Source organism: Rhodopirellula maiorica SM1, assembly GCF_000346295.1.
Classification (GTDB): Bacteria; Planctomycetota; Planctomycetia; order Pirellulales; family Pirellulaceae; genus Novipirellula; species Novipirellula maiorica.
The window spans coordinates 1-15,409 of the sequence record NZ_ANOG01001015.1 but is presented as its reverse complement, the minus strand read 5'-3'; the positions used below and the strand labels follow the sequence as shown (position 1 = coordinate 15,409).

The 15,409-nt window shown below is 54.2% G+C and carries 8 protein-coding genes; 3 read left to right on the top strand and 5 right to left on the bottom strand.

Features of this window, described 5'->3' with window-relative positions:
* Positions 1-38: 38 nt before the first annotated feature.
* Positions 39-1,070: a hypothetical protein gene (locus tag RMSM_RS32740; protein WP_052031916.1), complete on the bottom strand. Its 1,032-nt coding sequence runs from the start codon at positions 1,068-1,070 to the stop codon at positions 39-41.
* The gene (gene glf / locus RMSM_RS32735; protein WP_008707847.1) at positions 1,042-2,187 is read right to left on the bottom strand and encodes a UDP-galactopyranose mutase; all 1,146 of its coding nucleotides are present in this window, start codon (positions 2,185-2,187) and stop codon (positions 1,042-1,044) included. The genes RMSM_RS32740 and glf overlap by 29 nt, the downstream gene beginning before the upstream one ends.
* Positions 2,188-2,473: 286 nt before the next feature.
* On the opposite strand from glf, the gene RMSM_RS37650 reads away from it, so the two are divergent.
* Positions 2,474-8,251, top strand: a complete 5,778-nt coding sequence (locus RMSM_RS37650; RefSeq protein ID WP_081614422.1) for a Calx-beta domain-containing protein — start codon at positions 2,474-2,476, stop codon at positions 8,249-8,251.
* Between the two features lie 291 nt (positions 8,252-8,542).
* Here the strand turns inward: RMSM_RS37650 and RMSM_RS32715 are convergent, their stop codons facing one another.
* The 3 genes from RMSM_RS32715 to RMSM_RS32705 all read right to left on the bottom strand — a co-directional run bounded on the left by RMSM_RS32715 (position 8,543) and on the right by RMSM_RS32705 (position 11,229).
* On the bottom strand, positions 8,543-9,679 hold the full coding sequence (locus RMSM_RS32715) for a polyprenyl synthetase family protein (protein ID WP_008707844.1): 1,137 nt from the start codon (positions 9,677-9,679) through the stop codon (positions 8,543-8,545).
* A gap of 239 nt (positions 9,680-9,918) precedes the next feature.
* On the bottom strand, positions 9,919-10,416 hold the full coding sequence (gene moaC / locus RMSM_RS32710) for a cyclic pyranopterin monophosphate synthase MoaC (protein WP_008707843.1): 498 nt from the start codon (positions 10,414-10,416) through the stop codon (positions 9,919-9,921).
* Between the two features lie 240 nt (positions 10,417-10,656).
* Entirely contained in the window at positions 10,657-11,229 is a 573-nt protein-coding gene (locus RMSM_RS32705) for a helix-turn-helix domain-containing protein (protein WP_040770725.1), read from the bottom strand.
* A gap of 1,112 nt (positions 11,230-12,341) precedes the next feature.
* On the opposite strand from RMSM_RS32705, the gene RMSM_RS32700 reads away from it, so the two are divergent.
* Complete coding sequence (locus RMSM_RS32700; RefSeq protein WP_008707840.1) at positions 12,342-13,409, top strand: M42 family metallopeptidase; 1,068 nt, start codon at positions 12,342-12,344, stop codon at positions 13,407-13,409.
* Between the two features lie 51 nt (positions 13,410-13,460).
* Positions 13,461-15,409 (top strand): hybrid sensor histidine kinase/response regulator (locus RMSM_RS32695; RefSeq protein WP_008707839.1); only part of this gene is annotated, 1,949 nt, incomplete at its 3' end.

Sequence of the window (15,409 nt, the reverse complement as noted above, 5' to 3'; positions counted from 1 at the left end):
TCAATAAGCCGTATCAAGCACTCAATTCAGAGTGGGCGTTAGGCCGCGTTGCGGGCCGAGCATTTGAAGTAGTCCAGCCGGTCCAACATATCGAACTCGTTGTTGTGGACCGTGAAATCGGTCACGCCCATCCGTGGGAAATCAACGTAGTTGCCATGCAGTTGCTCACCGCCATAGCGATGCAGCAGCATCAATTGGCCCGGGAACAACGCGTTCATGTAGGCGGCACCGCCCTGGACTGAAATTCTGTGCTGTGAATTCGCGAGCAGGCAAAGCTGGAATTCATTGAACGAAATGTGTCGATAGTTTTCGTAAAGCTCTTCGGCCAGCACGACGCCCTGCTCACGTAGTTGCTCTTTCTCGTTCAAATTTCCAACCGGCATATGATCGTGAACGATGTGAGATGTGGGACGTAGATAGACGATGCTAAAACGATCACTTGCTTTTTGAACGACACGATCGAGGAACGGTTTGGACAAAAAGTTGATCGGAGGATGATCCCATTCGATGTTGTACTTGTTGAAAACCAGCAACAGTGGTTTGGGAAAATTTAGCTCGATTTTGTTGCGGTAATGTACCGCGAAATTGGGCGGTTCCCAGCGATTCGCATCAGGGCTCTCGTGCGGTTGCTGAGCAATCGAATCCATGTACTTCACAAACTGACGTCGGTCGTACCGTTCGTGATGGTCGGGTGAGAAAAAGTAGAAACACTCGGTCCCCAGACAGCTGACGGTGCGTTGCAGGCAACCGATTTTTGCAAGATGGTAAGCGTAGGGGACGTGGTAGAACATTTCATAGCCAAATTCACATCCCTGGCTATCGATTATCGAACTGGGGTAGGCCCCGATTGGCCGCACATTGGGTTTGCCTTGCAAACGGTGCTTCAGTGCCGAGAACCGATTGGCAAGCGAGATTGTAGGGCGAGCTTGGCATGGAAGCTGCGTTGATTGGTTTTGCTCTCGCTGCATTTTGTTTCTCCACAAGATTCGCTTGGTGCGGCGTTCCGGAATCGCCACGGGGGACGGACGAGCCGTTTTGGATTTAGGCCGCTCGTCGAATCGGCGATGCATGCTCGGGTATTTGTAGGATGCGTCCCGACCGACGCGAGATTTCCTTGTCCGCCAAGTGCATTGCCGAAGCGATCACTTGGTGCATGTCGTAATAGCGATACGTTGCCAAGCGTCCCCCGATCAAATAGTTGTCCGGCAACATCGCGACATAACGCTGCTGCAATCGTTCGCCCTGTTCGTTATTGACGGGATAGTACATCTCGTCGCCCACCTTCCAATCCGAAGGGTACTCGTGCGTGATCACGGTATGGTCGCTTTGCACAGGATCAAAATGTTTGTGCTCGACACAGCGTGTGTACGGCGTTTCAGCGTCGGTGTAATTGATGGCCGCGATCCCCTGATGATCGGGGACTTGGATGACTTGTTGTTCGAATCTCAGCCCACGCCAATCATGGGCTCCGAGTTGGTATTCGAACAATCGATCCAGCGGGCCGGTGTAGACGTTGCGTTTGCTAAGTGATTCGAATCGGCTGCGATCACTCAGGAAGTCGACGTCGGTTTCCACCGCGATTCCTGCCAACAGTTTCTTGAACAATTGGGTGTAGCCGCCTTCGGGGATCCCACAGAATCGGTCGTTGAAATAGTCATCGTTCCAGGTCAATCGAATCGGCAAGCGGCGAATGATCGAGCTGGGCAATTCTTTGGGTTCGCGGCCCCACTGTTTTTTGGTGTAGCCGTAGACAAACGTTTCGTAGATTTCCTGGCCGACTTGTGACAACACCCATTCTTCGAGATTGGCGGGGGATTCAATTGGCACACGTTCGGCGGCCAGCCGCTGCTCGGCTTCCTGGGGTGTTTTGACGCCCCACAGTTGATGCAGTGTTGTCAAATTGATCGGGAAAGAGAGCATCCGACCCCGGAAATTGACTTTGGGGCGATAGCTGAATCGACTGAAGCGCGCGAATTGATTGACAAAGTTCCAGACGCCTTCGTCATTGGTATGAAAGATATGGGGGCCGTATTGATGAACGTGGATGCCGCCGACGTCGTCGGTATAGCAGTTTCCTGCGATATGGCTCCGTTTTTCGATCACCAGACACTTTGACCCTGCGTCGGTCATCCGTCTTGCGAAGACCGAACCAAAGAATCCGGCTCCCACGATTACGTAGTCATACATCCTTGTCTCACTTCAGCCATTCTGGCGAATTTGTGGCGATAGAGCACACCGATGTCATCAGTCGGATGAGTCATTCCGAAGGTAGCGATCGCGCACTTCCTAACGGTCAGCTTCGTCCGGATTGTGATGAATGCTTGAACAAAAACCTTGACTTTCGTTGTTTTGGCGAGTGTCATGTTGGGTGACAATAAGTCGTCGGAAAATTCGCTATAACGTGTGAAGTCCTTCTTATCCGATCACTTGCCCTCTCTTTCAAATTAGTTTGTGCTTTTTGGAGTCAAACGCCATGCTTCCCCCGCTGCGACGTCGTAGATTGTCCGCCACCCGCTGCCGGACTCAGCGTCGTGATCGTTTGACTTGGACGCTGGCTGCATTAGAGCCACGCGTGTTGCTTGCCGGCGACGCAGGTGCTGCGGTCGCTACATCCGTCGATTTTGTCGAGGTCGGACCACCTGCGGAGAGTGCGGTTTCATCACCGGCCGACGCGGCAACGACGAACGTCAATCGCAGCGGGAACGTCACCAGCGAGAATGCCAGAGATTCGATTTCGACACGCAGCATTGTGTTTGTCGATTCGGCCGTCGCCGACGGCGATCTGCTTGCCAGCGCCGCTTCGCCTGATGCCGAAGTTGTCCTGTTGTCGGCCAACCAAGATGCAATCTCACAGATCACCGAGACACTTGCACGTCGGCATCATGTTGCGTCGATTCACATTGTCAGCCATGGAGCCGCCGGGCAACTGCAACTCGCAGGCGAGATCCTCGACGCCGCAGCGGTTTCTGCTCGTGCGGATCAATTGGCCAAGTGGTCGTTTTCGCTCGCACCCAACGCCGACATTCTGCTGTATGGATGCGAGGTGGGCTCGGGCAGTGGCGGCGAAGCGTTGATGCAAAGCATCGCCAAATTGACCGGCGCCGACGTGGCGGCGTCGATCGACACCAGCGGGGCGAGAACGCTGGGAGCGAATTGGACGCTTGAAAAGACGATCGGTCAAATCGAATCGGGACTCGCATTTCAAGCCACCGTTTTGGCACGCTACCAACATACGCTGCCGGTCAATACGTCGTTGGTAAACCTCGACCGTTTCTCGTCGGCCGATTCCATCAACCTCAATGGCGGGGCTTCGATCAGCGGTGACGGTAAGTTGCAGCTAACCTCGGCGGCGATGTACCAAGCCGGATCCGGATTCTTTGCGACTCCCGTCACGCTCAGCCAAAACACGTCGTTTCAAACCAGCTTCTCGTTCGAGATGAACGGGGGAGCCGGCGTGGGTGGCGCCGACGGGCTCGCCTTTGTCCTACAAAACTCGCCGCCGGGTGCCGACGCCGTGGGCGGCAATGCAGGTTGGTTGGGATATGGAGGTATTTCACGTAGCGTCGCGATCGAGCTGGATACATGGAAAAATAGCTGGGATCAATTTGGCGACGAGATCGCGGTTACCCTCAATGGCGACTTCAAAACGCCAGTCGCTGCATCGCAGTCGCCCATGAACCTCAATTCAGGCTCCGTCGGCTATGCGTGGATCGATTACGACGGAGCGACCAATACGCTTAGCGTTTTCGTTTCTGATTCCAATAGCAAACCGAACACCGCATCGCTGGTCACCAACGTGGACTTGCAAGCTCAGCTTGGTGATCGTTTCTTTGCCGGATTCACCGCCAGCAATTACAACTTGCCGAATGCTCATAAAATCGGATTTTGGTCGATGGATATCCAGGATGACTATGGCAACGGTGGCGTCACTACGTACGCAGTCGGACAAAGTCAGATTTCGGTAGGGGAATCGGCCGGGACAACTCAATTCCAAATCGTGCGAACCGGTGACATTTCGCAAGCCGGTTCGGTTCGCTACCAAAGCAGCAACCAATCGGCAACCGCCGGCAGCGACTACACTGCGGTTAGCGGCATCGCCAATTTTGCAGCCAACCAATCGGTTGTTCAGGTTCAATTGACCATCTTGGATGATGATCAAACCGAGTCGGCCGAATCGTTTCAAGTCTCGTTGAGTGATCCCGACGCAGGCGTGTTGGGGACGCGTCAATCGACGACGGTGACGATTTTCGATGACGAACAAGCCACGCCTAGTTTCGCAAACTTTGCCTCCGGAGACCCAATCAATCTGAATGGCGGAGCGTCGATCACGGGAGGTGTCTTACAGGTCACATCCGATTCGCCCTACCAAGTCGGATCAGCTTTCTTTAATTCGCCGATCAACGTCACTGAGAATACGTCGTTCCAAACGAGTTTTGCCTTTCAAATTAATGGCGGGGTCGGTGCCAGTGGTGCCGACGGCTTTGCATTGGTTCTGCAGAACTCACCTAGCGGAAGTAGTGCGTTGGGTGGTGGCGCCGGATGGCTCGGGTATGGTGGCATCTCACGAAGTGTTGCGATCGAATTTGATACGTGGCGAAACGGTTGGGACCAATTTAATGATGAAATTGCAGTCACGCTCAATGGTGACTTTCAAAATCAACGGGCCGCCGTTGTCGCACCAACGAATCTGAACTCGGGCTCGGTCAAATACGCATGGGTGGATTACGACGGAACAACCAATCAATTGACGGTGTACGTTTCCGATACAAACCAACGCCCAGCGTCACCAAGTTTGACGACTCAAATTGATTTGCGTGCAGTGGTTGGTAGCCAGTTTTACGCCGGGTTCACCGCAAGTAACTACAACCTGCCCAACGCGCATCGCATTGTGTCCTGGGCGATGGACGTGGACGAACAAGCTCCTACGCCTCCGTCGCCCACATTTGTTTTAGACAGCAGCCGAGTCAGTGTTGGTGAAAATGACGGCGAGGTCGTACTGCAAGTGCGTCGCACTGGGGATTTGTCTCAGGTGGCGTCGGTCCGCTACGAAACAAACAATCAAACCGCGATTGCAGGCAGCGACTATACTGCCAAAAGCGGAACGTTGTCGTTTGGCGTCAATCAATCTGTCGCCGAGATTGTGATCAACATTCTTGATGATGCGGACGCCGAGTCGCTGGAATCGTTCACCGTTTCGCTCTCCAATCCGAGTGGTGCGGTGCTTGGCAGCGTTCAATCCGCGGTCGTCAATATTTTGGATGACGAGCAGTCGCTGCCAAGTTTTGCCAACTTTAATACCGACGACCTGATCACACGCAACGGTAGTGCCTCGGTGACAAACGGGCGTTTGCAAATCACCTCGGCGGCTCCCTATCAAGCCGGATCAGCTTTTTATGAGAACGCGATCGAGCTTACCAGTAATACCTCGTTCCAATCAAATTTTTCCTTCGCCATCAACGGCGGCTCCAGAGCGAGTGGGGCGGATGGATTTGCGTTTGTTCTACAAAATTCGCCGCAAGCTCAAGGGGCACTCGGCGGAAACGGAGGATGGCTCGGTTACGGGGGGATCGGCAAAAGCGTTGCGATCGAATTCGATACCTGGAAAAACAGCTGGGATCTGTTTAACGACGAGGTCTCGGTGAATCTAAATGGAGATTTTCAGAACTCGCTGGGATCTGCCGCGTCGCCGATCAATCTGAACTCCGGTAGCGTGGGCTATGCCTGGGTCGATTACGATGGGATCACCAACACGCTACGTGTCTATCTGTCTGAAAATGACCAAAAGCCAACCACTCCGACGCTGGTGCGTAACATCGACTTGGCTGCCACGCTGGGGAGCCAATTTTATGTCGGCTTTACCGCCAGCAATTACAATCTGCCCAATGCGCATCAGATTTTGTCGTGGTCGATGAATCTCGATTTACCCGATGATCCAAGTAACAGTGGTCCCGGCACGTTCGGATTGCAATCCTCGCAAATCACCGTGAACGAATCGGCCGGCGAAGCAATCATCGGAGTCGTTCGGACGGGCAATGCATCCAGTGCCGCTTCGATCAACTACCAAACCTATGACAAAACCGGCAGCCAAGCGGCGACCGTATCCGATGACTATTTGCAAACCAGCGGTGTGCTGCAATTCGAAGCCGGGCAACGCTATGCCGAAATCCGGGTCCCGCTGTTAAACGATGATTTAGAAGAAGGACTCGAGGCGTTTGTTTTAACGATTGACAACCCCGTCAATGCCGAGCTGGGCGTGCCGCGAACCGCGACGATCTCGATCCTGGATGATGAGCAGCAACTTCCGACCTATATTGATTTCAACTCGCCCGATTTCATCAATCTCAACGGAAACGCGTCGTTCAGCGGCGGCTATCTGCAATTGACGTCCGATGCCGCCAACCAAGCTGGTTCGGCGTTCTATTCCAATTCGATCGATGTCACGTCGAGCTCTTCGTTCCAAACCAGTTTTAGCTTCCAGATGGACCAGGGCTGGGGCAGCGGAGGGGCGGATGGTATTGCGTTTGTGATGCAAAATTCGGCGGCGGGTTCGGATGCGATCGGGTATGGATCCTATGGACTCGGCTACGGTGGACTGGCCAACAGCGTCGCGATCGAGTTTGATACTTGGAAAAATGGTTTCGACAAGTACGGCGATGAAATTGCAATCGTCGTGAACGGAAATGTGCAAAACGCACTGGCTCAGGCGCCGGCCCCGATCAACCTCAACCTGGGCGGCGTCTACTACGCATGGGTCGATTACAACGGTGACAGTAACGTGCTCGCAGTGTACGTCTCCGATACGCCCGAGAAGCCAGGTTTGGCGAACGTCCGGGCGACGGTCGCACTTGATCAGATCGTTGGCAGTCAAATGTATGTCGGCTTTTCCGCTGCCGACTATGACCGGCCTAACCGCCACCGAATTGAATCGTGGTGGATGAACTCGCAGGCCCCGGTTGCCGATCCCGGGGTGCTGCCGACCGGCGAAATCCAGACAAAGATTGTGCATAGCGGTTTGAACCAACCGACAGCGATCGATTGGTCTGGCGATGGTCGCAATCTGTACGTGTCCGAGAAAGCGGGAGTCGTCAAAGTGTACCGCGATGGGCAACTGGTGTCGGCTCCGATCATTGACATCTCACGGATCGTCAACAATGTGTCGGATCGTGGTTTGCTTGATGTTGCCGTGCATCCCGATTTGGAAAACAACCCCTACATGTACTTGCTGTATACCTACGATCCACCGGAGGTTTGGAATCATGTCGGTAACGGCTACGCGGGGCCTGACGGAACGGGGAACCGTGTGGGGCAATTGATGCGGATCACGCTTGACGAGGCCACGAACTTTACGACGATGGTTGCCGGATCCGAAACGATACTGCTTGGCAACGCGAGCACGTGGGACAACTTCAACGCGTTCACCAACAGTGTCACGAACATGGCCGAGCCGCCGGCGGGACAAAATCCCGACGGATCGTACATTCAAGACTTTATCAACAGCGATAGTACGACGCATTCGATTGCGTCGCTCGAGTTCGCCCCCGACGGCAGTTTGTTTGTCTCGATCGGTGATGGAGCCAGTTACAATCAAATGGATCCGCGTGCGGTGCGTGTTCAGGACATCGATAGTTTGTCCGGAAAGGTGCTGCGAATCGATCCGCTTACAGGCGAGGGTTTGGCGGATAATCCATTTTTCAATGGCGACGCCGATGCGAATCGATCGAAAGTCTATCAACTGGGACTACGCAACCCGTTCCGCATCGCCGTGGACGACGCCACAGGGCGATTGTTCATCGGCGATGTTGGTTGGACCACGTGGGAAGAAATCAACACCGGCGACCCAGGCACCAACTTTGGTTGGCCCTATTACGAAGGCGGACAGGGATACAACATCGTGACGCCCGGAGGCTACTTGGGACTTCCTGCGGGACAGCAGTTTTTGGCAAACGGTGGTGAAGCAACTCCGTCGATCATTTCGCTCAGCCACGCCGGCGATGGAATCAATGCGATCGTGATGGGCGATGTGATTCGCGGCGGCGACCTTGGATTGCTGTACGAAGGTGACATCATCTTCAACGATTTGGGCCAAGGCATTGTGCGACGTGCCTCGGTGGACGCCGATGGAAACGTGACCGACGTGTCTATCTTTACCACGGGAGCCCAGTACGTGGTCGATATGCGTCAGGGGCTCGACGGCGAGATGTACTTTGTCGACCTATGGGACGGCCAGATCGGTCGCTGGGAAGTCGTCTAGCCGCCGCGAAACAGAACTTTTTATAGCGGAGCGGCGCGAGCCCAATGCCATCTACTTTGGCAATCACTGGAGATGCTCAAGTAGTGGGATTCGCCAGAATTCCCATCTTTGCTGTTGAAACACCAGGAACTCTGGCGAGTCCCACTAAGAAGGTAGATGGCATTGGGCGCAGGGCCGCCCGGTCTAAACCGAACGTTTTACTCGCCTCAACCGAGCGGCTAGCCCCACGCCGCGACTCAGTGTCGACGACACTTAAACGCAAGCGGCTCGCTCGAAAGCGAATGAGTATCCTTAGAACCGGCGATTGACGGCGAATTCGGCAATCGCTTTCAGTGACGCTTTGGCGGGTGATTCCGCCAACACGCCAAGCGCCGCAATCGCTTTGCGCTGGTATTGCAAAGCGGTTTCTCGGGTGTATTCGCGAGCATCGCTTTGGTCCAACCAAGGCATGATCGTTTCGGTACGGCGACGACTTGGTTCGGCCAGCAATTGTAAAATCTGATTACGTCTCGCTTCGTCGGCGGTTTGCAAAAGGCGGATGATTGGCAAGGTGATTTTGCCTTGCTGAAGATCGGTGCCGAGCGTCTTTCCGACTCGCTCGTCGCTGCCCCACAAGTCGAGGTAGTCGTCGGCAATCTGAAAGGCGATGCCAAGCGAGTCTCCGTATTCGGCGAGCGAGGCGGTGACTTCGGGGCTGCCATCGGCGAAATGCGATCCCAATTGGCAGGCGACTCGACAAAGTTCGGCGGTCTTGCCCTGAATCATTTCGATGTAGGTCGTTTCGTCGATATCCAAAACATCGCGTTTCAAAACTTGCCGCATTTCGCCTTCGCACACCAACCGTGCCGCTTCACCGATCCAGCGACATGCTTCGGTCGATGGCAACGTCGCCGCCAAACGGAAACTTTGGGCAAAAAGATAGTCGCCCAACAAGATGCTGGTGTGGTTGTTCCACTTGGCATTGACCGTGGGCACATGCCGGCGGGTATCCGCATCGTCAAGGACGTCGTCGTGGATCAACGTGGCCGTATGCACCATCTCAATCACGACCCCCAGCACCAGATGGTCCTCGCGGATCGATCCGACGGCCGAAGCGGTCAATAGTAACATCGCCGGCCGTAGCCGTTTTCCGCCTAACTGAGTGCCGTGGCGAAGTACCGGAACGAGTGACTCGTAGGGCGATTGGAGCTCTTGATGGAACCGTTTTTCGACACGCAGAAGCTCTGCGGCGATCGGTCCATACAACTGGGCGAAATGGTCGGCCAAGCCACCCGAGGTCGCGGTCCCGTTGGATTCGGTCCCCTTGGATTCGCGAGGGCGAGATTCGCGATGAGTTTCCGTCGTCGATTGAGCAGCGTGAAAGGTTGAGGTCGAATCCATTTCGGCGAAACCGTTGAGTGAAACAGGATGGACGAGCCAATGCGGCATACCACATTCCGATGGAACCGCAATAAAGCACGCGAAGCAACCAACAATCCCCCCGCTAGCTTGCTAGAAATTTAACGAAATCTAGCCGCGACGTTAATTCCGGCCATAGCTTGGCAACAAAAGGCCGTTTTGGCGATAGGGGATTGCCACCAATGGCTGGGACGCTTCGTCCTTGAAATCTCCATTTGGACGCCTTTGGGGGAGATGCGGGCCCCGCGTTTCCGCCCTAATGGCTGCCTTTATTGGCGACGGTAATCGCCCGATTTGCCGCCGGATTTTGCTTCCAACACGACGGGTCCGATCTCGATTCCGCGGTCGATCGATTTGACCATGTCATAAACCGTCAACGCGGCGATCGAAGCCGCCGTCATCGCTTCCATCTCGACCCCGGTCTTTGCGGATGTTCGCACGTGGACATGGCAGACCAGAATCGATTGCTGCTCTCCGGCGTGAGAGCTTGATTCACTGTTTGCTTTCCAGTCGAAATCGACACTGACCGATTCGATCGGGATCGCATGGCACAGCGGGATCAATTGCGAGGTCAATTTGGTCGCCTGGATCGCGGCGAGCCGAGCCACGGCCAGCACGTCGCCTTTGGCGGCTTTGGATCCTCGGATCACATCGGCGGTAGCGGCTGCCATGATGATTTCGGCCGACGCGATCGCTTCGCGCACCGTCACGGGTTTGGCCGAGACGTCGACCATGTGGGCGTTGCCTGCGTCGTCAAAGTGAGACAAGAGTCAGTCCCGTTGCGAGTCAAAATCGAGGGCTCAGTCAGACCGATGGAAAGGGAAGACCGATGGTAAAGGCCGACCGATTGCAAAGCGATAAATTTTATCGCGACTAGGCCGCCAGTTTAGCTGGTAAAATAAAAAAACGTCGCACACCTCGGGATGGTGTGCGACGTCTTTGATCGAGGCATTCAGGATCATCTATCAGCGGCGAACCGACTTGCTTCAGCCGCCATTGTTTGCTGACTAGACTAATTCTTTCTTGCTTCCGACGAGTGTTCGCAGGCGTTCGGCGAGCAGATGCGCGTCGAATGGCTTCTTGAACGTCTCATTGATGCTGCTTCGGTCGAAGCTCATCGGTTGCCCATCATCGGGAAGCAGAGCAATCAGCACGATATCGGTGAAGTCGATGTTCTTGCGGAGATTTTGGCAAATCTGAACCGCTTCGATCTTACCGATCGAGAAGTCGACGATGATACAGTCTGGATTGAAGCTTTCCGCTTGAATTCCCGCTTCGAAACCGCTCGCGGCCACAGCCACTTTGAATGCTTTTTCGGGTGGAAGTTCACGCTTGAGGTTCTCGATCAGCACCTGGTCTTGGGCGACGATCAGGCATTTTGCCATCGCTTCGTCTTCCAAGTCACCCAGGGGCATACCGTGTTCCTTCAAGAACTTGATCAGGTACTCACGCGGAATGCGTCGGTCCTGAGATCCTGGAATGCGATAACCTTTTAATCGTCCCGAATCGAACCATTTAGATACAGTTCGGGGTGCTACTTTACAGATCTTGGCGACCTGTCCAGTTGTGAAGACCTTCATACTAGGTACTCCATAACGCCTCGTTTAATTTTCCCTCGACCAATGGTGCGTCGGTAACCATTGATCTAGCGGCCTTGTTCGTCCTTCATTTCCTGTTCAACCGGTCCTGAGTCGGTTGTCTTGTTTTCGTAGTGGGTTACGAAGACAAAGTTACAGTCATGATTAACGCTGGGTCGGGCCAGCCGGCTCGCATCCTGCGACGCTAACCGAGCGGGATTCCTCGCGGTTTGTTTATTAAAAATTAGGCGAACCCATTCACATGAGATCGTTTTTCAGGGGATAGAAGCTGCGAGCCGTCGTGACAAACCGTTATCGCCGGATTGGACCCCCAACGCACCGAACCCCCTTGCCGAAGTAACAAGGATGTTTGTTCGCTGTGGATTGCAAACCTAAGCCATAATGGTCGTTCGTACTCGCGGATCTCCAATCCAAGCACACGGATGCAACATGGTTTTGGTGATCGCGTTTCCCAGATTCCCCCCTGGGTAGATCGAGGCTAATGTCTTGGTTGCTCTTCACGAAGAATCGCTGCAATGCTTTTGAAGAATCAAAAAAATCGCAGTGTTCGACGCGTCAAGAAAAGACACCTCGATCCGAGAGTTAATGTCGAGTAATTCAGGGTCAACTCTTTAGTGCGTTTGATCTCGAAAAAGCAGTATCAACGGTTTCGCCTGTCAAGAGCGTTTTGACGACCACAACGCCCACCAGGGATGTTCTGCAAAAACTCTTGCGTTTCTCACGCTTTCGACGCACTGAAGACGTGCCAAGTCACTTGCTGTCCCGTTCGAATTAACCATAAAAAAATTTTTAGGCTCAATCGTTTTTTGGGAATTGCGTTATCGAACTGACCCTTCGGAGCTGCCAAAACAAGGGAAAAGATCGAAGAAAACGTTGTTTCGTGGCGAACTTCCCTCAAGTTTTTTGATGCGACATCACGTTCGCAAGAGCTGCTTCTGTTTCCTCTTTTACTCTAGTCTACCCGCTCGCTTTGCGGTTCCGCTAAACTTTGCCCACGAAATCGATTTGAATGCCCCCTAAAAAATCGCACTTCGGCCTCATTCGCTTTCTCTATCGCTCGATAGCATTCACCGACATCCACGGAAACCTTTTCAATGCAAGACGCTGAGCACGCCTTCTTTCGGTCCGCGATCGAAACCCCCAGCCCGTCGGGGTTTGAAGAGCCGATCCAGTCGCTGATTCGCGACTACATCCGCCCCTTCGCCGACAACGTCCGTTCGGATGTGCACGGAAACTTGATCGCCAGCGTTGGTGATTTGTCGGGGCCGCGGTTGATGTATGCCGGTCACTGCGACCAAATTGGGATGCTGATCTCGCATATCGATGAATTAGGATTCCTCTACGCCCAAACGATTGGTGGCTGGGACCCACAGCAATTGATTGGCCAATCGATGACGATTTGGACCGCCGGCGGCCCCGTACCTGCAGTGATCAGCCGCAAACCCATTCACTTGCTCAACGATCAAGAGCGAAAGCAGGTCGTTCAGCTCAAGGAAATGTGGCTCGATATTGGTGCCAAAGACGAGGCCGAAGCAAGGCAATTGGTTCGCATCGGCGACCCGGTAACTTTGGATCTCAGCTACCGACCGCTGCTGGGTGATCTGGTCAGCGGGCCCGGGATGGACAACAAAACCGGGATGTGGACCGTCATGGAAGCGCTGCGTCGCGCATCGACCTCGGTCGACTCGCTTCGCTGTCACCTGCATAGTGTCTCGACCGTTCAGGAAGAAATAGGGCTTCGCGGAGCCAAGACGGCAGCGGGCAGTATCAATCCGGATGTCGCCATCGCGGTGGACGTGACTCATGCATCGGATTGCCCCACGATCGAAAAACAACAGCAAGGCGATATCCGCCTCGGCCGTGGCCCGGTGATTTTCCGCGGTCCGAATATCAATGCCAAAGTGGCAGACCGGTTGATTCAGTTGGCGGAAAAAAACTCAATCCCCTACCAGCTCGCCGCCATTGGCCGAGCGACACCCAACGACGCGAATGTGCTGCAAACCCACGGCGGAGGGGTGGCGACCGGGCTCGTCTCGATTCCAAATCGATACATGCACTCAGCGGTGGAGGTCGTTTCGTTGTCCGATATCGACCATGTTGCCGAATTGTTAGCAAAGTTCGCACAATCCTTAACATTGGATGACGATTTTATTCCATCATAGTAAAGATTGCTTGATTGCAATTCGAGCAGTGATGGGAGTGGATGGCGGTTTATGGCTCAGGACAGCGGATACCTTGAACGCGTGTTTGCAGATGCACGCTCGACGTACCAGGCGCTCGCCGATGCGCTGCCGGTCAGTTTGCTGATCAAAGATACCGAAGGACGGCGGCTGTTTGCCAACAAAAAGTATCTCGAAGTACGAGGTCAATCGCTCGCCTCCATCCTGAACAAAGACGACTTCGACCTGTTTCCTGTCCATCTTGCAGCCAGCTACGTTGCCGACGACCAGGTCGTGATGCGAAGTGGCGAGGCGATGCATAGCATCGAAGAAACGATTTCCACCGATGGCAGCCCTCGCTGGATCGAGCGGATGAAGTGTCCGATCAAGGACAGCCAAGAAAAGGTGATCGGCATTCAGGTGATGTTCTGGGATGTGACCGAGCGGATCGTTGCCGAAAAAGAGTTGCGACATGAACAGAGCCTGCTGAAGACGCTGTTGGATAACATCCCCGATTCGATCTATTTCAAAGACACCGAGAGTCGCTTTCTAAGAATCAGCAATGCGATGGCGAAGAAGTTTGCGATGGAAAACGCAAGTGACGTCGTCGGCAAAAATGACTCGGACATCTTTACATCCGAACATGCGCTGTTGGCTCGCAAAGACGAATTGCGGGTGATGCAAAGCGGTGAAGCCCTGGTGGATCGCATCGAGCGTGAAACGTGGGCCGACCGTGACGACACGTGGTGCCTGTCGACCAAAATGCCGTTTCGTGATGAGTCGGGAAAAATTATCGGCACCTTCGGGATCAGCCGCGATATCACCGAATTGACCAAGTCTCAACAACAGCTTCGCGAGGCGCGGGACGTCGCCACCAAAGCGAATGAGGCCAAGAGCAATTTTTTGGCCAATATGAGCCACGAGATCCGCACGCCGATGAATGCAATCATCGGGATGTCCGAGCTGTTAGCCCAATCCGATCTGACGCCCGAACAACGTGATTACAATACGCTGGTTCGCGATTCTGCCGACTCGTTACTGCGATTGTTGAACGAAATTCTCGACTTTTCCAAGATCGAAGCCAATCGGCTTGAGCTCGAGTCGATCCCTTTTTCTACACGTGACGTGATTGAAAAAGCGGGCCAGACGCTGTCGGTAAAAGCTTCCGAAAAGAATCTCGAGCTGCTTTGTCGCATCGCTCCTGATGTGCCGAGTCGTTTGATGGGTGACCCCGGACGGTTGCGGCAAGTGCTGGTGAATTTAATCGGAAATGCGATCAAGTTTACCGAGACGGGGCATGTTCTTGTCGACGTCAACACGACCGAGCCGATGCCGGCGGTTCACGAAACCGATCCGACACCTAAGCGACCAACGAAGCGGGGTGAAGCCGCCGATCAACAAACGCTTTGGCTCCGCTTTCAAGTATCCGACACCGGCATTGGAATCCCTGAGGACAAGATCCAATCGGTGCTCGAAGCATTTACGCAAGCCGACTCGTCGACCACGCGTCGGTTTGGTGGGACCGGTCTCGGGCTTGCCATTTCACGGCAGTTGATCGATTTGATGAAAGGCAAGTTAGAGGTCGAAAGCGAAGTCGGCAAAGGCACGACGTTCTGGTTTGCAACCCCCTTCCCGGTTGCCGCCACGCAAGCGTCGCCCGATCGGCAGCTGCGACAATTGGCGGGGACACGGGTGTTGATCGTCGATGACAATCCGGTGAATCGTCGAATTTTAGAAGAGATTTTTGTGGTCTGGGGGTTCAAGCCGACGCTGGTCGACGGCGGCAAGAATGCGTTACAGCGAGTGCGCGATGCCAATTCTGCTAAGCAACCGTTTCAGCTGATTGTGCTCGACTGCATGATGCCTGAGATGGACGGTTTCGAGTTGGCTCGTCTGTATCGCCAGCAGTTCCCTCACGATACCGCTCGGCTGATCATGTTGTCCTCGGCGAATCTGCCCGATCGCTCGGACCAACTCCGCGAACTCCATATCTCGCGTTACTT